This window comes from Streptomyces sp. NPDC005722, from assembly GCF_040630935.1.
Taxonomy (GTDB): domain Bacteria; phylum Actinomycetota; class Actinomycetes; order Streptomycetales; family Streptomycetaceae; genus Actinacidiphila.
The window spans coordinates 58,161-83,038 of record NZ_JBEXYN010000030.1; the positions used below are offsets into that span (position 1 = coordinate 58,161).

The window sequence follows — 24,878 nt, forward strand, 5'->3', positions numbered from 1 at the left end:
CTGCGCGCACGGCACGGGCGGTCCAGGATGGAGCCATGTTGCTCGCGGAGCTCGCCCGGACGTCCCGGGAGGTGGCGGCCACGCCCGCCCGGTCGGAGAAGGTGGCGGCGCTGGCCCGGCTGCTGCGTACCGCGGAGCCCGACGAGGCGCCCGTGGTGATCACGTACCTGGCGGGGCGGCTGCCCCAGCGGCGTACCGGGGTCGGCTGGAGCACGCTGCGGGAGCGCGCGGAACCCGCGCCGGCGCCCCGGCTGACGGTGGGCGAGGTCCACGCGGCGCTGGACCGGATCGCGGCGGTCACCGGCAAGGGGGCGGCGGCCGAACGCAAGCGGCTGGTGGCGCGGCTGATGGGGGCGGCCACCGAGGAGGAGCAGGCGTTCCTGCTGGGGCTGATCGGCGGCGAGTTGCGGCAGGGGGCGCTCGACGCGCTCGCGATCGAGGGCCTCGCCGCGGCGGCCGGGGCGCCCCCGGAGGAGGTGCGGCGCGCGGTGATGCTGGCCGGTTCGCTCGGCGCGGTGGCGCGGGCGCTGCTGGCCGGTGGTCCTCAGGCGCTGGCGGCGTTCCGCCTGGAGGTGGGCCGGCCGGTGCAGCCGATGCTCGCACAGACGGCGAAGGACGTGGACGAGGCCCTGGACCGGCTGGGCCCGTGCGCGCTGGAGGAGAAGCTGGACGGCATCCGGGTCCAGGTGCACCGGAGCGGCGAGGACGTCCGCGTGTACACCCGCACGCTGGACGAGATCACCGGCCGGCTGCCGGAAGTCGTCGCCGCGGCGCGGGAGTTGGACGTGGCCGAGGCCGTGCTCGACGGCGAGGTCATCTCCTTCGGCGCGGACGGCCGGCCCCGCGCCTTCCAGGAGACCTCCTCGCGGGTGGGCTCGCGCCTGGACGTCGCGGCCGCCCGGGAGTCGCTGCCCGTGGCGCCGGTCTTCTTCGACCTGCTGTCGGTGGACGGCCGCGACCTGCTGGACCTGTCCACCGCCGAGCGCCACGAGGAGCTGGCCCGGGTCGCCCCCGAGCCGCGCCGGGTGCGCAGGCTGGTGGCGCACGACCCGGGCGACCCGGCCGTCCGTCAGGCGGCCCGCGACTTCGCGGAGGAGGTACTGGAGCGGGGCCACGAGGGGATCGTCGCCAAGGCGCTCGACGCCCCGTACAGCGCCGGGCGGCGCGGTGCGGCCTGGCTCAAGGTGAAGCCGGTGCACACCCTGGACCTGGTGGTCCTCGCCGCCGAGTGGGGGCACGGCCGGCGTACCGGCAAGCTGTCCAACCTCCACCTCGGCGCCCGCCGCCCCGACGGCACCTTCGCGATGCTCGGCAAGACCTTCAAGGGCCTGACGGACGCCATGCTCGACTGGCAGACCGGGCGCCTGGGCGAACTGGCCGTCAGCGACGACGGATGGGTGGTCCGGGTCCGCCCCGAACTCGTCGTCGAGATCGCCTTCGACGGCCTGCAGCGCTCCACCCGCTACCCGGCGGGCGTCACGCTCCGCTTCGCCCGCGTCCTGCGCTACCGCGAGGACAAGACGGCCGCCGAGGCGGACACCGTCGACACGGTGCTGGCGCTGCGGCGCTGAGGGGCGGGCCCGGCACGGGGCGACCGTGCCGGGCCCGCCGGGACAGCGGGGTCAGGCGGTGCCGCGCCGCCTGCGGCGCAGGGTGAGGTACCCGCCGGTGGCGGCGGCCAGCGCCGCCGCCCCGACGCCGACCGGGAGCGCGGGGAAGGCCGGGGCGTCGGTCGTGGCGGCGGTGGCCTGCATCGCCGGTCCCGCGGTGATGTGCGTGGCGAGCGCCTTCACCGGGCGGATGGGGCCGACCGACCTCACCGAGCCGTCCGCGTTCAGCAGCACCTGCTTGCCGTTGGGGTGGCGGAAGTCGAACATCCCGGTGAGCGGGCCCGCCGTGGCGTCGAAGGAGTGGTCGCCGATCCTGCCGGTGCGCCAGTTGTCCTCGATGAAGCGGAGGACGGAGGCCTGGTCGGTCAGGGTGTGGTCGACCTTGTTGACCTTGCTGTACGGGGAGACCACCAGGAGCGGCTGGCGGGTGCCGGGGCCGCAGCGGTCCGCGTAGCCGCCGGACGCCTTCGGTCCGGCCTGGCAGGCCGGGCCGTCGGTGGCCTTGCCGTTGGAGCCGGCGGAGGTGTCGGTGGAGCCGTTGCGGGGCTTGGCGAAGGTGTGGTCGTACCAGCCGTCGGAGTCGTCGTAGGCCACGACGACCGCGGTGGAGCCCCACTGGGGCGACTGTTGGATCGCGTTGATCTGCTGGACGAGGAAGTGCTGCTCGTCGATCGGGTCGGAGTATGCGGCGTGTCCGTCCTGGTACTCGGGCGCCTTCACGAAGCTGACGGCGGGCAGCTTGCCGGCCTTGAGGGCGGCGTCGAAGTCGGTCAGGTCGTAGTTGTGGTTGGCCTGGCCGTCGTGCCCGATCTCGTCGACGCCGCGGGGCGGCAGGTGGTGCGGATTGGACGTCGACCTGTAGTACTCGAACGGGGAGTGGTGCGGGCTGTAGTCGACGACCGGGGCGCCGCCGATGTTGGCGTGCGTGGTGTCGCACTTGGCGTAGTCGCCCTGCTTGCCGTCCCACGGGGTGGAGGGCCGGAAGCCGCCCTGGAACCAGCCCCAGCTGACGCGCTTGTCGTTCAGCAGGTCGCCGATGTTGCGGCCCTGCATCACCGCGAGCGGGTTGGTGCTGGTGTGGTCCTTGTCGGCGCAGTCGTCGAAGGCCGGGTCCGGGTCGTTGATCACCGTGCCGACGCCCTTGGCGTCGGGCGACTTGACGGTGTAGGCGTCCGGCGTGGACGTCTGCTTCGGGTGCTCGGTCCCGGTGGCCGGGTCGACGGAGACGACGCCGTGGGTCTGGCCGGAGACCAGGTCGAGCGCGCCGGGCGTGGACGGGCCGTAGACCGAGCTGAAGGAGCGGTCGCCCAGGGAGTAGTGCTGGGCGTAGTTCCACAGCGCGGTGACGGTGTTGCCGTCGTAGTAGTCCATCACGAGGCCCGGCTCGCCGAACAGCCCGCCGCTGCAGGTGTCGACGTCGGTGTTCTGCACGAACTGGTCGGCCCTGCCGCCGTCGTAGGCGTACTGCTCCGGACCGTAGGAGTGGTTCTGGTCGCAGGTCAGGGCCTGCTCCGGGGTGAGCCGCTGCGGCGCGTACTGGTTGGGGTTCTTCTTCAGCAGCCCGGCGGTGGCGAGGTTGTCGATGTCCTTCGGGGTCTTCTTGGACGCCGTGAACTTGGTGCCGTCGGTGTTGGCGGCCTTCGGGTACGTCCCGAAGTAGTGGTCGAACGAGACGTTCTCGTCGAAGAGGACGACCACGTGCTTGATGGGCGTGGCCGTCGACGAGGGGGCGGTGTGGTGCGCGGGCGCCGCCCAGGCGGCGGCGTTGCCGCCGAGGACGGTGAGTGCCGCGGCGCTCAGGAGCGCTCCCAGGCCGCGGGCCGTTGCTCGTCTTCTCCTGCTGATCATGCTGGTTCACCCTCTGGGGAGGATCGTCGGTGCGTCGTACGCCCACGGATGCTCCGCCCGGTGCGCTGCGCGTCGGCGGAGCGATGGTGGCCCGGGGATGAACAGGGGGTAAGGGAAGGTGGGCCGAAAATTGACCGTGCGTTGACCGAGCGGCCCCTCGGGGGCACGGCGGCGGCATCAGCCCAGCAAGGAGCGTCCGTACCAGTCCTTTACGTCCCGCACTCCGGGGAGGGCGAAGAAGTAGCCCCCGCCGAAGGGCTTGACGTAGTCGGTGAGCGGCTCGCCCGCCAGGCGGTGCTGGACGGTCTCGAACTGCCGTGCCGGGTCCTGCTGGTAGCAGCAGAAGAGCAGTCCCATGTCGAGGTTGCCGTTGGCGTCCACGCCGCGGTCGTAGTTGTAGGGGCGGCGCAGGATGCGCTGGTCCGCGCTGCCCGGCGTGCGCGGGTTCGCCAGCCGTATGTGGCTGTCCAGGGGTATGACGTCGCCCTTGGGGTCGTCGGCGTACTTCGGGACGTCGTGCTCGAGGTCGCCGTCCAGGGGCGCCCCGGACTCGCGGGCCCGGCCGAACATCCGCTCCTGCTCGCCGAGGGAGACCCGGTCCCAGAACTCCACGAGCATGCGGATCAGGCGCACGACCTGGTAGCTGCCGCCGACGGCCCAGTCCGGTTCGCCGCCGCCTCGGCCCACCCACACCAGGCGGTCCATCGCGCGTGCGTCGGCGGGGTCCGGGTTGGCGGTGCCGTCCTTGAAGCCCATGAGGTTGCGCGGGGTCCCGGAGGGGCGCGGCGGGTTGCCGAAGCCGTCCAGGCGCCAGCGGACCTGCAGCCCGCCGCGGGTGTGCCGGGCGATGTCGCGCAGCGCGTGCAGCACGGTGTCGGTGTCGTCGGCGTGCAGTTGCAGGCTCAGGTCCCCGTGGCACCACTCGGGGCGCAGGTCGTCGTCGGGGAAGGCGGGCATCTCCGTCAGGTGCCGGGGCTTGCGGGCGCCGAGCCCGAAGCGCCCGTCGAACAGGGCCGCCCCGACGCCCACGGTCACCGCCAGCGCGGCGGACGGCGGTCGGCCGCCGAGCAGCCCGGAGTCGGCCGGCGGCCCCGTGATGCCCACCGGCCGCGGTGTGCCGCCGGTGGTCAGGGCCCGCGCCCGGTCGGTCAGCGTGCGCAGCAGGTCGGCCAGTTCGGCACGGCTCTGCGCGGTCACGTCGAAGGAGGTGAACGCGGTGACCCGGCGGCCGGGTGCGGTCACCGAGGCCTGCCGGCCGCCGTGGAAGGGGGCGATCGGCGGGACGGCCGCGCCCTCTCCCGCCCCTGTGCCGTCCGCGGGGCCCGGTGCGGCCGCGCCGCCCACGGCGAGCCCGGCCCCCGCCACCGCCGCGCCCCGCAGGAAGCCGCGCCGTCCGACGCCGCCGGTGCCGCGGCCGGTGCCGTGATCGGCGGGGCTCACACCGTCCTCCGCGGTTCGCACAGGGTGGCCACCGAGGCCAGCCGCTCCACGAGTTCGTCGAGGGCGGCGTCCACCTTCTCCCGCTGGGCGCGGCTCAGCCGGGGCAGCGGGGTCCACTCGCCGTCCGCGGCGAACGCGTCCAGGGTGTCCTGCGCCCGGTCCATCTCCCGGTCGAGCGCCGGCAGGTCGGCGTCGCGCGTGGCGAGCAGTGGGCGCAGCCGCGACAGGACCTCCCGGGTGCCGTCGAGGTTCGCGCGGGCGGTGCCCAGGTTGCTGCCGCTGCCGAAGTCGGTCCGTCCGGTCAGCTCGAACTGCACGGTGTTCTCCAGGATCTCGTGTGCCCGCAAGCCCAGTTGGGCCGGGTCCATGCGGGCCTGCGACCAGTCGTCGCGCAGTCCCGTCACCGCGGTGACCAGGGCGGTCGCCGGGGCGCGCAGGCGCGCGGCGGACTCGCCGTGCCACAGCCCGTACTCGATGCGGTGGAAGCCGGTGTAGGAACGGTCGTGGACGCCGCCGGGCAGGCCCGCGTCCGTTCCGTTGATCAACGCGTCGGCGTCGCCGAAGGCGTCGTAGGCCGCGCCGAGCCGCTCGTACTCCAGGTGCGCCGGCAGCCAGGCACGGCGCGCCGCGGCGAGGTCGCCGCGGTCGACGGCGTCGCGCAGCCGCCCGGTGAGCACCACCACCCGGTTGAGTCCGCCGGCGACCCACTTCTGGTAGTCCAGCGACGGCGGGATCAGGTCGTGCTGCGTGACGGGGGCGGCCCCCGGCCCGCCCCGCCCCGACGTGACGTGGACGGTGGGCCCGGTGACGGCGTCGGCGTCGTCGGGCACGCACCTGAAGGCGTACGCGCCCTTGCCGAGGTCCACGGTCAGCGGCCGGGTCGTGCCGGGGCCGATGTCCTCCACCTCGCCGTAGACGGCCTTGCTGCGCGGGTCCTCCAGGTAGACCTCGGCGGCCTCGGAGGAGGTGTTGTGCAGGTCGAAGACCTGCAGCCCGGCCCGCGGCGCACGCCAGCCGGCGCCGCAGGCACCGCGCGACACCTCGACGGCGGTGTGCGGCGGCCCGGCCGCCCGCACGGGGGCCGGCGACGATCCGTGCGCGAGGAGCAGCGCCCCCACCAGGGCCAGGACGAGCAGCGCGCCCAGGCTCCCGGCGAGCGCGCCCGGACGCGAGAGCCGCGCCCCGAGGCCGGACAACGGCATTCCGGGCCTCCCCCGGGGTCGTACGGTGCGTGATCACCTCATGCTAGGCAGGGCATGCGGGCCCGTACCTTTCCCAGACGAATCGATGACCAAGAGTTCCGCCCCGGTTAACCCGCGCCCCGGCCCGGGCTCCGCCCGGACCCGCGCCACAGCACGGAAGGAGATCCGAGATGGAGCACGCCGGAACCGGTGGCGGACAGCCATGGGTCACCGCCGCCCGGGAACGGCTGCGGACAGGAGCGGCCCCGGCCGCGGTCTGCGGTGAGCTCGCCGCGCGAACACCGCGGTGGTCGGACTCCGCCCTGGCCGTCGGCCTGGCGCTGGGCATCGCGGAGCCGGAGCTGCTCCGGCGGCTCCACGGCGAACCCGGCCGGCTCCAGGAGGAGTTCCGCGCGGGCGAGGAGCGGTGGTACGGCGAGCTGATGGCGGCGATCGGCGTCTTCGACGTCCCCAGGCCGCTCGACGAGCGGGAGTCGGCCGTCGCCGGACACCTGCGGGACGCGATCCGCGCCATGGGCGGCGTGGCGAGCGGCGCGGCTCTCGGCCTCTCGCGCGGGTTCGTCCGGGGTGAGCTGACCGGTGTGTTCCGCTCGCTCGCGCGCCTGGGCCCCCGCGCCACCGGCGGCGGCCGGCCGAAAGCCTTCTGGGCGGCCCTGGTGGTCGCCGGAGAACTCCTCGTCCAAGGGCCAGACGACGAGGACGGCCTGGCGCGCACGCTCGAGCAGTGCCGGCGCCGCCTGGCCGACCACATCGGTGACGTGTTCTGACGAAGCGGCGGGGGACGGTAGGGCGTCCTGCCGGCCACGGCGTCGAACCCGGTCAGGCCGTTCCTGCCCGCCGTCGCGGGTTCGGCCCCGAAGTCCGGCCGCCGCGCGATCGGCTCATCGCGCCGTCGCAGCTCGTCGGCGCCGGGGGACGGCGCGCCCCTCCCGCCCTCGCGCGCCAGGTCGTTCGAGGACCTCCTCCGGATCACCGGCCCCCTGCCTGCCGGAGCCGCACGTCACTGCTCGCCGGGCCCCCCGCCGGGCAGTCGCGCCGCGAACGCGGCGTAGGCCGGCTCGTCGAAGAGGACGAAGCGGACCTCCTCCACCGAGGTGTCGGTGTCCTGGACGGTGGCCACGGCGATGCGCGCGGCGTCCTCGAGGGGCCAGCGGTAGACGCCGGTGGAGATGGCGGGGAAGGCGACGGTGCTCGCGCCGAGCTCGTCGGCGACGCGCAGCGCCTCGCGGTGGCAGGAGGCGAGCAGTGCGGAGCGGTCCTCGGTGGCGCTGTGCACGGGACCGACGGTGTGGATCACCCAGCGGGCGGGGAGGCGGCCGGCCGTGGTGGCGACGGCCTGCCCGGTGGGCAGGCCGCGCCCGTAGCGCGAGGCGCGCAGCGCACGGCACTCCTCGAGGATCTCCGGGCCGCCGCGGCGGTGGATGGCCCCGTCGACCCCGCCTCCGCCGAGCAGGGAGGAGTTGGCGGCGTTGACGACGGCGTCGACGGACTGCTGCGTGATGTCGCCCCGTACGAGGGTGATGCGTGCCATGCGGGAGATCATGCCACCGCCGGCGGCCGGCGCCGGGACGTCCTGCGCCCGCGTTCACCAGTCGCAGGGCACCCGCAGGTCGATCAGCGAGTCGCTGAACTCGGCGGGGACCCGCGGCCAGCCCTCGCGGTGCCAGTGCGCGATGCGCCAGCCCAGCCGCTTGGGCCACAGCGGCAGGTGCCGCAGGTCCTCGACGGGGACCCAGACCGGGGCCGCCGCCTTCTCGAGGTCGAGGGTGGAGCGGGGCCCGATCCGGCCGTGCGCCTCGACGAGGAAGTAGTGCCCGGGGTGCGAACCGCGGTGGACCCGGTCCACGCGGGCGATCTCCGGGCCGACGGTGCCGCTCAGCCCGGTCTCCTCGGCGAGCTCGCGCAGCACGGCCGTCTCGGGGGTCTCCCCCGGCTCGACCCCGCCGCCGGGTATCTCGTAGAAGTCCCCGCGCCGGTGGGCGTAGCGGATCAGCAGCATGTGCCCGTCGCGGATGATCACCGCCCCGGCCCGGGTCCGTTTGGGCGGCCGGCCCAGCGGGTCCTCCAGCACGAGGCGGCCCCGCCACCAGGGCGGTCCGTCCCAGGAGCGCAGTATGGCCTCCCAGGCCGTCCAGGGCGCGAGCGGCAGGTGCAGGGCCTCGTCCCGGCTGAGCAGCCGCGCGGCGGCGGGGTGGGGCGGCGGCGGTACGGCAGCCCGGTAGTACAGGTGGGTGCCGCCGGTCGCGCGTACCTCCAGGCAGGGCCGGGGGTCGGTGCGGACGTCGGCGCCGAGGATCTCGCGGGCGGCCTCGCGGGCGGTCCCGGCGGGGTCGCCGCGTGGCGGGACGGGGGCCCGCGGCAGGCTCAAGTCGCTGTGCACGGCAAGTCGTCGGTCGTGGAAGAGGAGCACTCCCGCATGAGTTGAGGACATCCCGCCGACGCTAGCAGCGCTCGCCGTGCGGGCCACGGGATTGTCGCGGGTCGGTGCACGGACGTCCGCGGCCGCGCGTCGCCCCGGCCGTCTGGTGGTCGGCCCGCGGGCGTCGCACCCTGGAGGGGAGGAGGGGAGGAGGCGAGCTGACATGACACGTCCGGTCGGTATAGACCTCGGCACCACCAACTCGGTGGTCTGCGCCCTGGAGGGCGGCGAGCCCACCGTCATCACCAACACGGAGGGTGCGCGGACCACGCCCTCGGTGGTGGCCTTCAGCAAGGGCGGCGAGGTCCTCGTCGGGGAGATCGCCAAGCGCCAGGCCGTGACCAACGTGGAGCGGACCGCCCGCTCGGCCAAGCGGCACATGGGCGATCCCGACTGGCGGTTCCCCGAGTCCGGCACCATCGACGGCAAGCGCTACACGGCCCAGGAGATCTCGGCCCGGGTACTGCAGAAACTGAAGCGGGACGCGGAGGCGTACCTGGGCGAGGACGTGACGGACGCGGTGATCACGGTGCCCGCGTACTTCGACGACGTCCAGCGCACCGCGACCAAGGAGGCCGGGGAGATCGCCGGCCTGAACGTGCTGCGGATCATCAACGAGCCCACGGCCGCGGCACTCGCCTACGGCCTGGACAAGGAGAACGACCAGACGATCCTCGTCTTCGACCTGGGCGGCGGCACCTTCGACGTGTCCCTGCTGGACATCGGCGAGGGCGTGGTCGAGGTCAAGGCCACCAACGGCGACACGGAGCTGGGCGGCGACGACTGGGACCAGCGGATCGTCGACCACCTCGTGGAGCGCTTCAAGAACTCCTACGGCCTCGACCTGGCCAAGGACAAGATGGCGCTGCAGCGGCTGCGCGAGGCGGCCGAGCGGGCGAAGATCGAGCTGTCCTCGTCCACCGAGACGACGATCAACCTGCCCTACGTCACGGCCTCCGCCGAGGGCCCGCTGCACCTGGACGAGAAGCTCACCCGCGCCCAGTTCGAGCAGCTGACCGCGGACCTGCTGGAGCGCTGCAAGGGCCCCTTCCACCAGGCGGTGAAGGACGCGCGGATCAACGTCGCCGACGTCGACCACGTCATCCTGGTCGGCGGTTCGACGCGGATGCCGGCGGTCACGGACCTGGTGAAGTCGCTGACCGGCAAGGAGCCGCACAAGGGTGTCAACCCGGACGAGGTCGTGGCGATCGGCGCGAGCCTCCAGGCGGGGGTGCTCAAGGGGGAGGTCAAGGACGTCCTGCTGCTGGACGTCACCCCGCTGTCCCTGGGGATCGAGACCAAGGGCGGCATCATGACCAAGCTGATCGAGCGCAACACGACGATCCCCACGAGGCGTTCGGAGATCTTCACCACGGCCGAGGACAACCAGCCGTCGGTGCAGATCCAGGTCTTCCAGGGCGAGCGCGAGATCGCGGCGTACAACAAGAAGCTCGGGGTCTTCGAGCTGACCGGGCTGCCGCCGGCGCCGCGCGGCATCCCGCAGATCGAGGTCTCCTTCGACATCGACGCCAACGGCATCATGCACGTCACGGCGAAGGACCTCGGCACCGGCAAGGAGCAGAAGATGACCGTGACCGGCGGCTCCGGGCTGCCGAAGAGCGACATCGACCGCATGATGCGCGAGGCCGAGCAGTACGCGGAGGAGGACCACAAGCGCCGCGAGGAGGCCGAGACCCGCAACAACGCGGAGAGCCTGGTCTACTCCACCGAGAAGCTGCTGCGGGACAACCCCGACAAGGTCCCCGGTGACCTGAAGTCGGAGGTCGAGTCGGCGGTGGCGGAGCTGAAGGAGCAGCTCAAGGGCGAGGACCCGGCGGGCATCCGCCGGGCGACGGAGCGGCTGACGGCCTCGGCGCAGAAGGTCGGCACCGCGATGTACGCCCAGGCCCAGGCGGAGCGGTCCGCGGCGGGCGAGGGCGAGGCCCCGCACACGGCTCCGCCGGAGGGCGACGAGGACGTGGTGGACGCCGAGATCGTCGACGACGACAAGCGGGAGGGAGGCACGGCGTGAACCGCGCCGGCCCGCCTCCGGGCGGCGAGCTGCGGGCGCGGCTCGTCGAACGCACGGCGGACCTGCGGCGGCTCAAGGCCGAGTACGACAACTACCGCAAGCGGGTGCAGCGGGACCGGCTGGCGGTGCGGGAGGCCGCCGTCGCGAACGTGCTGCAGGGTCTGCTGCCGGTGCTGGACGCCGTCGACCGGGCGCGGGAGCTGGGCGAGGTGACCGGTGGCTTCCGTGCCGTGGTCGAGGTGCTGGAGCGGCGGCTGGCGGAGCTGGGCCTGCGGTCCTTCGGCGAGCCGGGCGAGCCCTTCGACCCGGTGTGGCACGAGGCGGTGGACTCGTCGTGCGCCTCCGGTGCGGAGCGCCTGGTGTGCGGCGAGGTCGTACGCTCCGGCTACCGGGTCGGGGCGCACCTGCTGCGCCCGGCGGAGGTGGTGGTCGGCGGACCTGCGGGGGCACCGGCCGCGGTGCACCCTGGAGGCATGGAGACAACCCACAAGGTCGACGTGGCGCCGCTGGGGTCCGACCACCGTTACCGCCGGGTGCACATCCGGGGCGTGGGGTGGCGGGAGCTGGAGCGGGAGGAGTTCGAGCCGCGGGTGCGCCGCACCTTCCCGGACATCGAGATGTCGGACCCGGACCAGGTGCACTGGGCGGACCACCCCGGCGAGTGGCCGCGGTGGCAGCCGGGCGAGGCCTGAGCGGGAAGGCCCGGCAGGGTGGCGCCGGGGGTCAGCGGGCGCCGGCGTCCAGCAGCGCGGCGATCCGCTCGACGGCGAAGGCGTAGCCCTGGACGCCGCAGCCCGCGATCACGGCGTCGGCCCGCGCGGAGACGTAGCTGTGGTGCCGGAAGGCCTCGCGCCGGTGGATGTTGGAGATGTGCACCTCGACGACGGGCAGGCCGTCGCAGGTGTTGAGGGCGTCCAGGATCGCCACCGAGGTGTGGGAGTAGGCGCCGGGGTTGATCACGACGCCCGCGTGGTGTTCGCGGGCCTCGTGGATCCAGTCGATCAGCTGTCCCTCGTGGTTGCTCTGCCGGCAGTCGGCGGTCCCGCCGTGGCGCACCGCCGTGGCGGCGCACAGCGCCTCGACGTCGGCGAGGGTCTCGGAGCCGTAGATCTCGGGCTGCCGCTGACCGAGCAGGTTGAGGTTGGGACCGTTGAGGACCATGATCGGCGCGCTCGCGAGGGTGCGGGTCATGGCCCCAAGGTCTACCACGCGATCACCCGAAGGTGACGGCGGCGTCCATCTCCCAGACCAGCACCTCGGCGCCCTCGGCGCCGGCCGTGAGCCGCTGGCCCTCGGCCCCGGTGACGCGTACGGCGTCGCCCTTGGCGAGGATTCCGGTGCCCTCGAAGGCGACCTCGCCCTTGGCGACGTACAGGTGCACGAAGGGGGCGGTGGGCAGGGCGAGGGTCTGCTGCGGGGCCATGCGGGCGGCCTGCAGCGCGGCGTGCTTCTGGGCGATGGAGATGGCGCGCTCGTCGCGGTCGCGGTCCATCCCGGAGGCGACGGTGACCCACCCGCCGCGGGCGAGTTCGTCGTTGATGTCGAGCTGCTCGTAGCCCGGCTTGATGCCCTGCTCGTCGGGGAAGACCCACATCTGCACGAAGTGCACGGGGTCCTTGTGCTCGGGCGTGCCGGTCAGCTTCCAGCTGTCGTTCTTCTCGCTGTGCAGGATGCCGGTGCCCGCGCTCATCCGCTGGGCGAGGCCCGGGTAGATGACGCCGTTGTGGCCCTCGGAGTCCTGGTGGACCAGGCCGCCGTCGAGCACCCAGGTGACGATCTCCATGTCCCGGTGCGGGTGGGTGTCGAAGCCGGTGCCGGGGGCGACGACGTCGTCGTTGGAGACCAGCAGCAGGCCGAAGTGGGTGTTCTTCGGGTCGTAGTGGTGGCTGAAGGAGAAGCAGTGGTGCGAGTCGAGCCAGCCGGCGCGGGTGTGGAACCGCTGGCCGGCGCGGCGGACATCCAGCTGGGGGGCCATCGGGGATCTCCTTCTGCGGGGTGGGGTGCCTCTCGGTGCCTTTCGGCCAACCTAACATGTTGAATCTCGAACTATATTCCCTGGATGCCGTAGCTCCGCAGCTTGCGGTAGACCGTGGCCCGCGCGATGCCCAGCGCCTTCGCCGCCCGCGCCTTGTTGCCCCCGTGGGTGCGCAGCGCCTCGAGGATCGCGTCCCGCTCGGCCCGCTCCAGGCTGCCGAGACGGCGCCCGCCGGCCCCGCCGCGCACGGCGTCCGGCAGTTCCTCCGGGCGCACCGGGCCGCCGAGCCGGCGCTCCTCCGCGAGCGTCCTGACGACCGTCGCCAGCTCGGCGACGTTGCCCGGCCAGGTGTGCCGCTCCAGGGTGCGCCGGGCCTCCACGGTCCAGGTCAGCGGCGGGTGGCCGGGCGCGGGGCGCGGGCTGAGGGCGGCGAGCAGCACCGGCAGGTCCTCGGGGCGCTCGCGCAGCGGCGGCACGGACAGCGAGCGCGCCGCCAGCCGGCCCAGCAGGCGGTCCAGGCACGCGCCCGTCCGGTCCCCGGGGGTGTGGGTGACGGTCAGCCGCAGGTGGGGGCGCTGTTCCAGGAGCGCCACCAGCGCTGCCGCGGCACCGCCGTCCAACGCCTCGACGTGGCGGACCAGGACCCGTCCCGGCGCGGGGCGCACGGCCAGCCGCCGCACCCAGTCACCGGCGGCTGCGCCCGTCGTCTGGGCCGCGTCCAGCTCCAGCTCGCCGGGTCGGACGGCGCGGGCCAGCGACGTCTTGCCGGTGCCGGCCTCCCCGGACAGCAGCAGGGACCCCTGTTCACCCCCGAGCCGTACGGCGCGGGCCACCGCGGCACGCCAGGACAGTGACGAGCCCACGAGCCCGGGCAGCCTCGGCTCCGGCACGGCGGGCGGTCCTGCGGCCCCCTCGGCCGGGGCGGACAGCACGGCGACAGCGCCGATGACCTCGCCGGAGTCCATGACGGGCTGGAGCCGGGCGCGCCAGCCGCCGTCCGGCAGGGGCAGCTCGTACGCCTCGGTCCGGCCGTCGCGCACCATGCCGCCGGCCCGGCGCTCCAGCAGCGCCAGCGCCTCCTCGGACAGCCGCCGCGCGGCCTCGACGCTCACGATCCGCGTCCTGCCGTCGGCGGCGACGACCGCCCGGCCGCCCGGCCGCTCGCGCAGGTAGGCGCCGAGCAGCAGCTCTTCAGGGGATGTATCGGATTGAGACACGCCGGCGGTCTCCCTCTGATCCACGATTCGTTCGTTGCCATTTCAATTATCCGTCAAGGAGCCGCATTGATGGAGACCGTCGAGACCGATGTGCTCATCGTGGGCAGTGGGCCGGCCGGGGCGAGCGCCGCACTCGCGCTGAGCACGTACGGGGTACCGAACATCGTGGTCACGCGCTACGGCCGGCTGGCCGACACCCCGCGTGCCCACATCACCAACCAGCGCACCATGGAGGTGCTGCGGGACCTCGGCGTCGAGCAGGAGGTCGTCGCCAGGGCGACTCCCCAGCACCTGATGGGGAACACCGTCTTCTGCACAAGCCTCGCGGGCGAGGAGCTGGGGCGGCTGCGTTCGTGGGGCAACGACCCGCTGGTGCAGGCCGCGCACGAGCTCGCCAGCCCGAGCCGCATGTGCGACATGCCGCAGCACCGGATGGAGCCGGTGCTGATCGAGGCCGCCGTCGCACGCGGCACCCGGTTGCGCCACAGCACCGTCTACAGGTCCTTCGAGCAGGACGACGACGGCGTGACCGTCCTCGTCGAGGACCGGCTGCGCGGCGACACGTACACGATCCGCGCCAAGTACCTGATCGGCGCCGACGGCGGGCGCAGCCAGGTCGCCGAGGACGCCGGACTGCCGATGGCCGGGACGATGGGCGTGGCGGGCAGCGTCAACATCGTCTTCGACGCCGACCTCAGCCGCTACGTCGCCCACCGCCCCAGCACCCTGTACTGGGTGCTCACCCCCGGCGCGACGGTCGGCGGGATCGGCGCGGGTCTGGTCCGCAACGTCCGGCCGTGGAACGAGTGGCTCATCGTGTGGGGCTACGACGTCAACGCGGCGCCCCCGGACCTCACCGAGGAGTACGCGCTGTCGGTGGTCCGCAAGCTCGTCGGCGACGACGAGGTGCCGGTCACGATCCGCTCCACCTCGGCGTGGACGGTCAACGAGATGTACGCGCGGACCTACTCCAGCGGCCGGGTCTTCTGCGCGGGCGACGCCACCCACCGGCACCCGCCGTCCAACGGGCTGGGCTCCAACACCTCCATCCAGGACTCCTACAACCTGGCCTGGAAGCTGAAGCTGGTGCTGGACGGCGCGGCCGCGCCCTCGCTGCTGGACACCTACACCGCCGAACGGGCGCCCGTCGGCGAGCAGATCGTCACCCGCGCCAACAAGTCGATCGGCGAGACCGCCCCGGTCTTCGAGGCCCTGGACCTGCTCGCCCCGCAGAGCCCCGAGCAGTTGCTCGCCAACATGGAGTCCCGCAAGGAGGCCTCCCCGGCCGGCGAGAAGCGGCGCGCCCGGCTGCGCGAGGCGATCGACTTCAAGCGGTACGAGTTCAACGCGCACGGCGTGGAGCTCAACCAGCGCTACACCTCGGCCGCGGTCGTCCCGGACGGCACCCCCGACCCGGGCTTCGACCGCGACCCCGAGCTGTACCACCAGCCGAGCAGCCGCCCCGGCGCCAAGCTGCCGCACGCCTGGCTGACGGCGGGCCCCCGCACGCTGTCCACCCTCGACCTGGGCGGCGGTGGCCGGTTCGCGCTGCTCACCGGCATCGGCGGCGAGGCCTGGACGGCGGCGGCCCGCGCGGTCGGCGCCGAGCTCGGGCTGGACATCGCGACCGCGGTGATCGGCCCCGGGCGCGAGTACGAGGACCCCTACGGGGACTGGGCGCGGCTGCGCGGCATCGGCGACACGGGCGCGCTGCTCGTGCGGCCGGACCTGTACATCGCCTTCCGGCGCGCCGAAGGGGCCGCCGACGACGCCGAGGCACGGTCCGTGCTCGGCACCGCGCTGCGGCGCATCCTGGGACGGGACTGACGAGGAGAGACCATGGACTTCACCGAACAGAGCGCGACCCCCGCCGTCGTGGAGAGCTTCGCGCGGACGCCCGACCCGCGGCTGCGGGACGTCCTCGCCAGCCTGACCCGGCACCTGCACGACTTCGTCCGGGACGTCGAACCCACGATGGAGGAGTGGGAGGCGGCGATCGGCTTCCTCACCCGCACCGGGCAGGCCTGCACCGACACCCGGCAGGAGTTCATCCTGCTCTCGGACGTGCTCGGCGTCTCGATGCTGGTCGAGACCATCAACCAGCGGAAGTCGGCCGGCGAGGGGGCCACCGACTCCACCGTGCTGGGCCCGTTCCACATGGTCGGCTCCCCCGCGCGGGAGTTCGGCGACGCGATCGACATGATCGGTTCGGGCGAGCCGTGCGTCGTCACCGGGCGCGTGGTCTCCGTGGACGGCACGCCGCTGCCGGGTGCGTCGGTGGACGTGTGGCAGGCCGACGAGCACGGCTTCTACGACGTCCAGCAGCCGGGCGAGCAGCCCCAGGGCAACGGGCGCGGGCTCTTCACGGCCGACGGGGAGGGCCGCTTCCGGTTCCGCACCGTCGTGCCCGCGCACTACCCGATCCCGACGGACGGCCCGGTCGGCGGACTGCTGAACGCCACCGGGCGGCACCCCTACCGGCCCGCGCACATCCACTTCATCGCGGCCGCCGAAGGGCACCATCCGGTCACCACGCACGTGTTCGTGCAGGACAGCCCCTACCTGGAGTCGGACGCGGTCTTCGCGGTGAAGAAGAGCCTGGTCCAGGAGTTCACCGTGGTGGACGACCCGGAGCGGGCGGCCGAGTACGGGGTTCCCGGCCCCTTCCGGCTGGCGAACTTCGACATCGTGCTGCAGCGCTCATGAGCCTGGAGTTCGTCCACGAGGCGCTGCCGATGCGGGTCGTCTTCCGCGCCGGCGCCGCCGGCACGGCCGTGGCCGAGGAGACCGGACGCCTCGGGCTGCGCCGCGTGCTGGTGCTGTGCGGCCGGCACGGCGAGGACACCGCGCGCTCCGTCGCCGCCTCCCTCGGCGCGGCCTGCGCGGGCGTCCACCCGGGCGCGGTGATGCACGTGCCGGTGAAGGTGGCCGACGAGGCCGTGGCGGTGGCCGCGGAGCTGGCGGCCGACGGGCTGGTCGCGGTCGGCGGCGGCTCGGCCGTCGGCCTCGGCAAGGCGGTCGCGCTGCGCACGGGGCTGCCGCTGCTGGCCGTGCCGACGACCTACTCGGGCTCCGAGATGACCCCGGTGTGGGGCCTGACGGAGGACGGCGTCAAGCGCACCGGCCGCGACCGCCGCGTCCTGCCGCGCAGCGTCGTCTACGACCCGCGGCTCACACTGTCGATGCCGCCGGCGCTGTCCGGCACCAGCGGCGTCAACGCCCTGGCCCACGCGGTCGAGGCGCTGTACGCCCCCGACGCCACGCCCGTCGTGTCGCTGATGGCAGAGGAGGGGGTGCGCGCCCTGGCCGAGGCGCTGCCCCGGGTCGTCGCCGACCCGGACGGCCTCGACGCGCGCGCCCGGGCCCTGTACGGGGCCTGGCTGTGCGGGGCGTGCCTCGGCGCCACCACGATGGGCCTGCACCACAAGCTGGCCCATGTGCTCGGCGGCGCCTTCGACCTGCCGCACTCCGCGACCCACACGGTGCTCCTGCCGTACGTCCTCGCCTTCAACGCCCCGGCCGCACCGGGCGCGACGGCCGCCCTGCGCCGGGCGCTGGGCACCGAGGACCCGGCGCGCGGACTGTGGGAGCTGGGCGGACGGCTCGGCGCGCCGCGCTCGCTGGCCGAGGTCGGTCTGCCGGCCGACGGCATCGGCCGCGTCGTGGAACTGGTGGGCGCGGCCTCGTACGCCAACCCGCGCGCCGCGGACGCGGAGCAGTTGCGCGCGCTGCTGACGGCGGCGTACGAGGGCGCCCCGCCGGCGGCCTGAACGACCGGTCCGCGGGCGCGAGTCGGGCGCGGACGGGCGCGGGGCGGCGTTCCTCACGGGCGGCCGCCGTGCCCGGCCCGCTCCCGGCCCGCTCCCGCCCGCGCCCGGAGTCCGGTGGAAAGGCCGCGAAGCGCCGTCCGGATTCGGCCCGGATGCGTTTTCCCCGTACAGGCGAACACCTTTTCGCTGTACGGTCACGCGCCCGAACGCATTCCGCCGATCCGGTCCCTCGATTCCCCGCGGAATCCGGCCTTCCGCCGCCGCACGGGAATCCCTCAGCCCCCGCGCCGCGGCTCCCGGTCCGCCACCGCGGGCGGGCCGGCGCCGTAGTCCAGTCTTTCCGCCGTCCTGACCAGGCGTTCCAGCGCGGCGCCGTCCCGCGGTCCGCCGCGCAGGGCACGCCGGGCCCGCGCCGCAACACCGCACAGGCGTGCGGAAAACAGGCGTTTCGCGTTCCCAAACGCCATCCCCCGCCACCCCTTCCGCAGTTTAGAAATATCTACCAAGGTTGAGCGTATGAGAAATGCGGCACCGAAACAGGCAATGGAGTGGCTGGCCGCCGCCGCGGCGGATCCGCGGGCGTGCAAGCGGGAATGGGAACACGGCGAGAGCGGGACGGTCCTGCTGCCGGCCGGGCGTTTCTGGGACGTGCTCAGCGTGCCCGAGGACCTCGGCGTGCTGGCCCTCGACGCGCTGCTGCGCCTCCCCCGCGCGGAACCCGGCCCCACGCTGGCCGACACGGCCTCCCGCCGGGTCGGCTTCTTCCTCCCACCGGATCCCGTCACCAGATGGGTGGGCACCGGGATCCGCTACGCCGGCCGGGGCGCCTGGATCGCGGTCCCGCCCCCGTACCGGGCCGCGGGGGCCCTGCGGTGGCTGGTACCGCCCGACGGGACGGGCACCCTGCACACCCCTACATCGGTCGAACTGGCCCTGTTCCAGGCAGCAGTGGCGGCGGAGTGCCGCCGCTGAGCCCGGTCGTGCGCGGTGGCACGTCGGCCCCCGCGAATCCGGGGACGGCGCGCCCGCGGGCCCGCCAGTCGGCCAGGAGTTCCGTGTAGATCGGCGGGTCCATCCAGTAGGCGCCGGTGAGTTCGGCGAAGGTCCGGTGGTGCTCCGGATGTCCCTGGAGGAGGCATCCACGGGTCGGGGATGTGCTGCTGTCCATGTCCCCTTGCAACGCGGCTCGTGCGCCGGTGGTACGTCCGGGGCAGGCGGCGCCACTGAAACGAGTGAGTGCGCCCCCCTCGTTAGGGGCCTTCCTTTCACCGTCTCATCGTCTCGTCGTCTCATCCGCCCGCACGGGAGACGGCTCCGGCAGTCCGAGGGCACGGCAGAGCAGCGGCCATGCCGCGGCGAACTCCCGCCGCCAGTAGGCCCATTCGTGCCGGCCACCCTCGTAGTAGTGCGTCGTCGCCGTGATGCCCCGCAGCTCCAGCGCGGTGGCGAAGACGTGCGTGGCCGGCCACAGGGTGCTCTCCAGCACCTCCGGCAGCAGTTCGGTGCCGCCCGCGGCCGGGGCGGCACCGCTTCCGCAGGAGACGTAGAGCGCCGTGCCGCGCAACCCGCCGGCACGGGCGGCGGGGTTGAAGGACCGCCAGGTCTCCCACCGGTCCACGGGGTCGCCCCACAGCGTCCCGGGGCACAGGTTCTCGCGGAGCAGGAGGGCGTCGAGCGCGGCGGGCACCCCGGCGAACGTGGTGTCCAGGACGCCGCTGAAGGAGGCGGCGGCACGGAAGGTCCCCGGGTGGCGGGCGGCGTGGGCCATGGCACCGTGGCCGCCGGTCGAGACGCCCGCCACCGCCCGTACGCCGGAGGCCCGGTAGTCGCGGCGCAGCAGCCCGTCGAGCTCGCACAGTTGGAAGGTCTCGTAGTCGGAGCCGTCGAGCCAGCGGCTCGACAGCCCCGCGGGGCCGCAGTCCGGCATGGCGAGGATGAGCCCGGCGTCAGCGGTGAGCTCCTCCACGTCCGTCTGCCGGCTCCAGGCGGTGTGGTCCTCGTGCGGCCCGTGGAGCAGGTGGAGCACCGGCCAGGTGCGCCCGGGCGCACGCGCGAAGTCCGCGGGCAGGACGATCCGGGCCGCCGCCGGACGCCCGAGCGCGGCCGAAGCCACCGTCAGGTCCCAGGTGCGTGCGTCGACACGGGTCGCGGCGGCCACCTCGGCGGCGGCCCGGCCGCCCGGACGCGCGGTGGTGGGGGTCATGGGGGCGGCTCCTCGAGGGACAAGGGGGAACAGGGGCGGAACGGGGGCGCGCACGGACCGGCCGCACCACCTTTACCCGGGGTAACGGATGCGGGCCGTCAGCGGTTCAACGGCGGCCGCGATCCCTTCGCCGGGCCGGAGGTACGGCGTCGCGCAGCGGCGTGGCCCCGTGACCGACCGGTAGGTTCGGTGCCGGGTCCCAACCCGGGGCCCGGAACGGGCCGAGGGAGCACACGCAATGACCTGGTTGCTGTACGGAGCCACGGGCTACACCGGCCGCCTCATCGCACGGGAGGCCGTGGCCCGCGGCGAACACCCGGTGCTCGCGGGCCGGTCGGGCGCCGCGCTGGCCCCGCTCGCGGACGGACTGGGCCTGGAGCACCGGGTGTTCGCCCTGGACGACCCCGCGGCCCTGCGCACGGCGCTCGCGGACGTGGACGCGGTGGCGCACTGCGCCGGGCCCTTCTCCGCGACGGCGCTGCCGATGGCCGAGGCGTGCCTGGACACCGGCACGCACTACCTCGACATCACCGGCGAGATCGACGTGCTGGAGGCGCTGCACGCGATGAGCGCCCGGGCCCGCGCGGCGGGTGTGGTCCTGCTGCCCGGCGCGGGATTCGACGTCGTCCCCACGGACTGCCTCGCCGCCACCGTCGCCGCCGCGCTGCCCACCGCCACCCACCTCGACATCGCCTTCCTGGCCGGCGGCGGGGCGAGTCCGGGCACGGCGCGCTCCGCGCTGGAGGCGCTCGACCGGGGCGCCGGCGGCCGCGCCCGCGTCGACGGGGTGATCCGCGACGTCCCGCTCGGGCACCCCCGGGTGACGGCGTCCTTCCGCACCGGGCCGCGCCGTGTCGCAGGCGTCGCCTGGGGCGACGTCAGCACGGCCCACCACTCCACGGGCGTCCCGAACGTCTCGACGTACACCTGGCTGCCGGGTGCCCCGCTCGCGGCGCGCGTGCTGGGCCTCGGCCCGGTGCGGCGGCTGGCCCGCGCGGGCATCGACCGTTTCCTGACCGGCCCCGGTGAGCGGGCGCTGGGGCGTACCCGTTCCCAGGTCTGGGCGCGCGCCCGCGACGCGCACGGCCGCGTAGCCGAGGCGGCGCTCTCGGCGCCCAACGCCTATGCGCTGACGGTCGATTCGGTGCTGCGCGTCGTGACCCGCCTGCCCCGCCTGCCGCACGGCACCCAGACCCCGTCCTCGGCCCTGGGCGCGGACTTCGTCCTCGAACTGGACGGGGTTCGCCGCAACGGACCCCACGTCGGCTGATCCCCCGCTACGACGGGCGTACCGCCGGGGCGCGTTCGGCGGCGGTCGCGGCCGCCGCCGCCCAGCCCTCCAGGCTCGTGACGAAGTGCGCCGCGCAGTCGGGCCAGTGCAGGGCGCCGCGGGCGGCGGCGTGGCCGCGGGCGCCCATCGCGCGGCGCAGTGCGGGGTCGTCGCGCAGGCGGCGGACGGCGTCCGCGGCCGCCGCGGGGTCCCCGAACGGGACGAGGAGGCCGCAGTCGTGCCCCCGGACGAGTTCCGCTGCGAGGGGGTTGGGGGTGCTCACGACCGGGATGCCGTAGGCCATGTACTCGACGACCTTGGTGGGCCGCGAGTGGCGGTAGTTCGCCTCGTCGCGCAGCAGCGACACCCCGGCGAGCGCCCCGCACAGCCGCCCCAGGGCCGCGTCGTTGGGCAGGAAGCCGTGCCAGCGCAGCACGCCGTCGCGGTCGGCCGCCGCCAGCAGTGCCCGGACGTCGCCGTCGGCGGCGCCGATGAGCTCCACCCGGACGTCCGGGGCCAGCAGCCGTGCCATGGCGACCAGTTCCTCGGCGCCGCGGGCCCGGGACAGCTGCCCGAGGTAGACCACACGGTCGTCGCCCGGTGCCGGCGGGGCCTTCGCGGGGACGGTGACCAGGTTCGGCACCACGGGGTGCGTACGGCGGAAACGGCGCTGGTAGGCGTCCTCGGCGAGCAGCAGGTGCAGATGCCGTTCGGCGGCGAGTTCGGCCGCGCGTACGACGAGGCGCAGCGGCGGGCGCAGCGGGCTCGGCACCCAGGCCTTCATGGCGAGGGCGGCGGCGGTGTCCTCGTGGACGTCCCACACCACGGCGGGCCGCCGGGCGCCGGTGCGGTGCCAGTGCCGCAGCGTGCGCGGCAGGGCGAGCAGGAGTTCGGGGTCGTGGAGCAGCACGGCATCGACGGTGGGCCCGCGCCGCGCCAGCAGCCGGCGGGCCTCGCGGACGGCCGCGCGCCGGTCGCGGCCGGTGGCCCGCGGCAGGTCGACGCCCTCGACCCCGAGGCGGGGCGGGGTCGCCCGGGCCGTGAACGGCGCGGCGTAGGTGACGGTGTGGCCGTGGGCGATGAGGGCGGCTATCTGCCGGTGCAGGATGCGCGCGTCCTCGGGGTGGTGCACGACGGTGACGACCAGCACGTGCATCACAGCACCTCGACGTCCGGCCGGAAGATCCGTCCGCGCGTGTCGAACAGCAGGCGGGCCCGGTCCGCCACCACCTGGAGGTCGTACGCGCTGTGGTCCTGCAGCAGGACCGTCAGGTCGTGCTCGCGCAGGGCGGCGGGCAGGTCGCCGGCCCTGGGGACGGCTTCGCCGTCGACCTCCCAGACGTCCACGAAGGGGTCGTGGAAGGAGATCGCGGTGCCGAGCCTGCGCAGCAGCCGTGCCACGGGGACGGCGGGGCTCTCGCGGCGGTCGGCGACGTCGGGCTTGTAGGTGACGCCGAGCAGCAGCACCCGCGATCCCTGCAGCGCCTTCCCCGCCGTGTTCAGCAGGTCCTGCGCCCGGCGCACCACGTACTCCGGCATCCGGTGGTTGATCTCCCGGGCGAGTTCGACGAAGCGGAACTCGTAGCCGAGGGTGCGCACCTTGTACGACAGGTAGTTGGGGTCGATCGGGATGCAGTGGCCGCCCACGCCGGCGCCGGGGCGGAAGGCCTGGAAGCCGAAGGGTTTGGTGGCGGCGCACTCGATGGCGTTCCAGATGTCCACGCCCAGTTCGCGGCAGAGGACGGCCAGTTCGTTGACGAGGGCGATGTTGACGTGGCGGTAGGTGTTCTCGATCAGCTTGGCCATCTCGGCCTCGCGGGTGCCCTTGGCCCGGACGACGGTGTCGACCAGCTTCCCGTAGAACGCGACGGCGCGTGCCGCGCACCCGGGCGTGTGCCCGCCGACGATCTTCGGGGTGTCGCGGAGGCCGTGGGTGTGGTTGCCCGGGTCGATCCGCTCGGGCGAGAAGGCGAGGGCGAAGTCCGGCCCCGCGCGCAGTCCTGAACCCTCCTCGAGGATGGGCCGGACGACCTCGTCGGTGGTACCGGGGTAGGTCGTCGACTCCAGGACGACCAGGACGCCGGGGCGCAGCCGGGCGGCGACCGCCTGGGCGGCCCCGGTGACCGCGGTGAGGTCGGGTCCGCCGTCCCCGGACAGCGGTGTGGGGACGCAGATGACGACGGTCTGCGCCTCCGCCAGGCACTCCGGGCGGGTGGTGGCGGTGAACCCGGCGGCCAGCATGCGCCGCAGGTCCTCGTCGCGGACGTCGTCCACGTGCGAGCGGCCGGAGTTGAGGGCGTCCACCACCGCGGGGTCCAGGTCGTGCCCGACGACGCTCAGGCCCACCGCCGCGGCCTCCCTGGCGAGGGGCAGACCGACGTATCCGAGTCCTACGACTGCGAGCTCCACCGTCATGTCGCACCATCCAGTGCTATACGGCCCCGAGAACGCGGTAGGCGTCGCGCGTCCGCCCCGCGATGTGCGCCCACGTGCGGTCGTGGGCCACTCGTGCGCGGGCGGCGGCGCCCATCATCTGCCGGTGATTCGGACTATAGAGCAATATTTCGAGCGCATCCGCCCAGGCTTGTACGTCTCCTGGCGGAATCAACCTTCCGTTCACCTGGTCTTCGACCAGCTCGCCCATCGCCGTGACATCACTCGCCGCGACGGGAAGACCGCTCGCCATCGCCTCCACCGGCTTGAGAGGGGTCACCAGATGGCACACCCGCTCCCCGGTCCTGGGCACCGCGAAGACGTCCAGCACGGCGTGGTGCGCCCGTACCTCGGCGTACGGCACACGGCCCGTGAACAGGGCGTACTCCCCCAGGCCGAGCCCGGCCGCCTGCCGCTCCAGCGCGGGCCGCAGCGGGCCGTCCCCCACGATCAGCAGCCGCAGCGGCACCCCGCGGCGGCGCAGTTCGGCCCCCGCGCGCAGCAGGGTGCCCACGCCCTCGTGGGGCGTGAGCGTGGAGACGGTGCCCACGACCAGCTCGCCGGGGCCGATGCCGAGGCGATCGCGCAGGTCACCGGGGTCGGGCAGGGGCTGGAGGAAGACGTCGTCCACAGCGTTGGGCACGATCCGCACCCGGTCCTCGGGGACCCCCCGGGAGACGATCTCCTCCCGCATGGCCTCACCGAGGGTGAGCACCAGGTCCGCGGCCTTCATGCAGTGCGTCTCCAGGGCCCGTCGCTCCCGGTAGGAGGCGCTGTCGCGGTCGCGGCCGGGCCCCTGGGTCAGCCAGGTCTCCTCCAGGAAGCCACGCACCTCGTAGACGACCGGCAGGCCGAACGATTCGCGCAGGGCGAGTGCCACTCGGCCGTTCGGGTGATCGGTGGCCGCGTGCAGGACCGCGGGGCGCAGCCGTTCGACGAGCCGGGCGGCGAGCTCGGCGTTGCGGGCGAGGGCGGCCGCCGGAGTCCCCGGCATCCGCACCGGCAGCAGGCGGTGGTAGGGCACCCCGTCCACGACCTGGGCCGGGCGCCCGTCCCAGACCCCCTGGGCGACGGGGAAGCCCAGCCGGGTCACGACCTGCGGGTCCAGGCCCGCCTGCCGCTGGGCGCGCGCGATGGCGTGCGTCCTGACGGTGTAACCGGCGTTCCGGTACGGCAGGGAGTTGGTGACCAGGTGCAGGACCCGTCCCGGCACCGCCGTCCCCGGCACACCGGCCGGGGCCGGCACGCCGCGCGGCCCGTAGGGCGGGGCCCCGCCGCGCCCGCGGTGCGGATCGCGTCCGGGCAGCCGGGCCAGCGCCCACCGGGCGGGCCGCCGCGCCGGCCCCGGGGCGACCCGCAGGGCCAGGGACGCCGCGCGCACCGGGTCGTCCCGCAGATGACGTACCGCCACGGAGGCGGCGAGAATCAAGGCACGAAGAGTACGACGACGCACATTCCC

General features: G+C 74.3%; 21 protein-coding genes. 9 read left to right on the top strand and 12 right to left on the bottom strand.

Annotation, left to right across the window (positions count from 1 at the left end; genetic code table 11):
* The first annotated feature begins 35 nt into the window (after positions 1 to 35).
* Complete coding sequence (locus ABZ479_RS28840) at positions 36 to 1,571, top strand: ATP-dependent DNA ligase (protein WP_500464283.1); 1,536 nt, start codon at positions 36 to 38, stop codon at positions 1,569 to 1,571.
* 51 nt (positions 1,572 to 1,622) lie between these two features.
* Here the strand turns inward: ABZ479_RS28840 and ABZ479_RS28845 are convergent, their stop codons facing one another.
* From ABZ479_RS28845 to ABZ479_RS28855, 3 genes are all read right to left on the bottom strand, one after another.
* Complete coding sequence (locus tag ABZ479_RS28845; protein WP_500464284.1) at positions 1,623 to 3,458, bottom strand: phospholipase C; 1,836 nt, start codon at positions 3,456 to 3,458, stop codon at positions 1,623 to 1,625.
* Between the two features lie 177 nt (positions 3,459 to 3,635).
* The gene (gene efeB, locus ABZ479_RS28850; protein ID WP_500464285.1) at positions 3,636 to 4,898 is read right to left on the bottom strand and encodes an iron uptake transporter deferrochelatase/peroxidase subunit; all 1,263 of its coding nucleotides are present in this window, start codon (positions 4,896 to 4,898) and stop codon (positions 3,636 to 3,638) included.
* Entirely contained in the window at positions 4,895 to 6,100 is a 1,206-nt protein-coding gene (locus ABZ479_RS28855; protein ID WP_500464286.1) for an EfeM/EfeO family lipoprotein, read from the bottom strand. Before ABZ479_RS28855 ends, efeB begins: the two co-directional genes overlap by 4 nt.
* 170 nt (positions 6,101 to 6,270) lie before the next feature.
* Between ABZ479_RS28855 and ABZ479_RS28860 the strand changes: the two genes are divergently transcribed.
* Positions 6,271 to 6,867 carry a hypothetical protein gene (locus tag ABZ479_RS28860; RefSeq protein WP_500464287.1) on the top strand — a complete coding sequence of 199 codons (597 nt, stop codon included), beginning with the start codon at positions 6,271 to 6,273 and terminating at the stop codon, positions 6,865 to 6,867.
* A gap of 233 nt (positions 6,868 to 7,100) precedes the next feature.
* Here the strand turns inward: ABZ479_RS28860 and ABZ479_RS28865 are convergent, their stop codons facing one another.
* The gene (locus ABZ479_RS28865) at positions 7,101 to 7,631 is read right to left on the bottom strand and encodes an O-acetyl-ADP-ribose deacetylase (RefSeq protein ID WP_500464288.1); all 531 of its coding nucleotides are present in this window, start codon (positions 7,629 to 7,631) and stop codon (positions 7,101 to 7,103) included.
* 54 nt (positions 7,632 to 7,685) lie between these two features.
* Positions 7,686 to 8,531, bottom strand: coding sequence for an NUDIX domain-containing protein (locus ABZ479_RS28870; protein ID WP_500464289.1), 846 nt, complete (start codon positions 8,529 to 8,531; stop codon positions 7,686 to 7,688).
* Positions 8,532 to 8,682: 151 nt separating this feature from the next.
* Here ABZ479_RS28870 and dnaK point away from each other — a divergent pair, with 151 nt between their 5' ends.
* Together dnaK and grpE are read left to right on the top strand one after the other, a co-directional pair.
* A complete protein-coding gene (gene dnaK / locus ABZ479_RS28875; RefSeq protein WP_500464290.1) occupies positions 8,683 to 10,551 on the top strand; it encodes a molecular chaperone DnaK in 1,869 nt (622 codons plus the stop codon).
* Positions 10,548 to 11,243 (top strand): nucleotide exchange factor GrpE, encoded by a 696-nt coding sequence (gene grpE / locus ABZ479_RS28880; protein ID WP_500464291.1) that lies wholly within the window; start codon positions 10,548 to 10,550, stop codon positions 11,241 to 11,243. The genes dnaK and grpE overlap by 4 nt, the downstream gene beginning before the upstream one ends.
* Positions 11,244 to 11,274: 31 nt before the next feature.
* Here grpE and aroQ read toward each other — a convergent pair whose 3' ends face one another.
* The 3 genes from aroQ to ABZ479_RS28895 form a co-directional block, all read right to left on the bottom strand.
* Positions 11,275 to 11,742: a type II 3-dehydroquinate dehydratase gene (gene aroQ, locus ABZ479_RS28885; protein ID WP_500464292.1), complete on the bottom strand. Its 468-nt coding sequence runs from the start codon at positions 11,740 to 11,742 to the stop codon at positions 11,275 to 11,277.
* A 22-nt stretch (positions 11,743 to 11,764) separates the two neighbouring features.
* Complete coding sequence (locus ABZ479_RS28890; RefSeq protein WP_500464293.1) at positions 11,765 to 12,526, bottom strand: pirin family protein; 762 nt, start codon at positions 12,524 to 12,526, stop codon at positions 11,765 to 11,767.
* A gap of 71 nt (positions 12,527 to 12,597) precedes the next feature.
* On the bottom strand, positions 12,598 to 13,743 hold the full coding sequence (locus tag ABZ479_RS28895; RefSeq protein WP_500464294.1) for a helix-turn-helix domain-containing protein: 1,146 nt from the start codon (positions 13,741 to 13,743) through the stop codon (positions 12,598 to 12,600).
* A 69-nt stretch (positions 13,744 to 13,812) separates the two neighbouring features.
* Between ABZ479_RS28895 and ABZ479_RS28900 the strand changes: the two genes are divergently transcribed.
* The 4 genes from ABZ479_RS28900 to ABZ479_RS28915 all read left to right on the top strand — a co-directional run bounded on the left by ABZ479_RS28900 (position 13,813) and on the right by ABZ479_RS28915 (position 18,485).
* Positions 13,813 to 15,570, top strand: a complete 1,758-nt coding sequence (locus ABZ479_RS28900; RefSeq protein WP_500464295.1) for an FAD-dependent oxidoreductase — start codon at positions 13,813 to 13,815, stop codon at positions 15,568 to 15,570.
* Positions 15,571 to 15,582: 12 nt separating this feature from the next.
* Positions 15,583 to 16,449 carry a dioxygenase family protein gene (locus tag ABZ479_RS28905; RefSeq protein WP_500464296.1) on the top strand — a complete coding sequence of 289 codons (867 nt, stop codon included), beginning with the start codon at positions 15,583 to 15,585 and terminating at the stop codon, positions 16,447 to 16,449.
* Positions 16,446 to 17,513: a maleylacetate reductase gene (locus ABZ479_RS28910; RefSeq protein WP_500464297.1), complete on the top strand. Its 1,068-nt coding sequence runs from the start codon at positions 16,446 to 16,448 to the stop codon at positions 17,511 to 17,513. Before ABZ479_RS28905 ends, ABZ479_RS28910 begins: the two co-directional genes overlap by 4 nt.
* Before the next feature lie 516 nt (positions 17,514 to 18,029).
* Positions 18,030 to 18,485, top strand: a complete 456-nt coding sequence (locus ABZ479_RS28915) for a bifunctional DNA primase/polymerase (RefSeq protein ID WP_500464298.1) — start codon at positions 18,030 to 18,032, stop codon at positions 18,483 to 18,485.
* 301 nt (positions 18,486 to 18,786) lie between these two features.
* Here the strand turns inward: ABZ479_RS28915 and ABZ479_RS28920 are convergent, their stop codons facing one another.
* Entirely contained in the window at positions 18,787 to 19,716 is a 930-nt protein-coding gene (locus ABZ479_RS28920) for an alpha/beta hydrolase (protein WP_500464299.1), read from the bottom strand.
* Positions 19,717 to 19,954: 238 nt separating this feature from the next.
* Between ABZ479_RS28920 and ABZ479_RS28925 the strand changes: the two genes are divergently transcribed.
* Positions 19,955 to 20,986, top strand: a complete 1,032-nt coding sequence (locus tag ABZ479_RS28925) for a saccharopine dehydrogenase family protein (RefSeq protein ID WP_500464300.1) — start codon at positions 19,955 to 19,957, stop codon at positions 20,984 to 20,986.
* Positions 20,987 to 20,993: 7 nt separating this feature from the next.
* On the opposite strand, the gene ABZ479_RS28930 is transcribed toward ABZ479_RS28925, so the two are convergent.
* From ABZ479_RS28930 to ABZ479_RS28940, 3 genes are read right to left on the bottom strand one after another with little or no spacing between them, the layout of a single operon-like run.
* On the bottom strand, positions 20,994 to 22,142 hold the full coding sequence (locus ABZ479_RS28930) for a glycosyltransferase (protein WP_500464301.1): 1,149 nt from the start codon (positions 22,140 to 22,142) through the stop codon (positions 20,994 to 20,996).
* Complete coding sequence (locus ABZ479_RS28935; protein WP_500464302.1) at positions 22,142 to 23,401, bottom strand: nucleotide sugar dehydrogenase; 1,260 nt, start codon at positions 23,399 to 23,401, stop codon at positions 22,142 to 22,144. The genes ABZ479_RS28930 and ABZ479_RS28935 overlap by 1 nt, the downstream gene beginning before the upstream one ends.
* Positions 23,402 to 23,417: 16 nt before the next feature.
* Entirely contained in the window at positions 23,418 to 24,848 is a 1,431-nt protein-coding gene (locus ABZ479_RS28940; RefSeq protein WP_500464303.1) for a glycosyltransferase, read from the bottom strand.
* Positions 24,849 to 24,878: the final 30 nt, after the last annotated feature.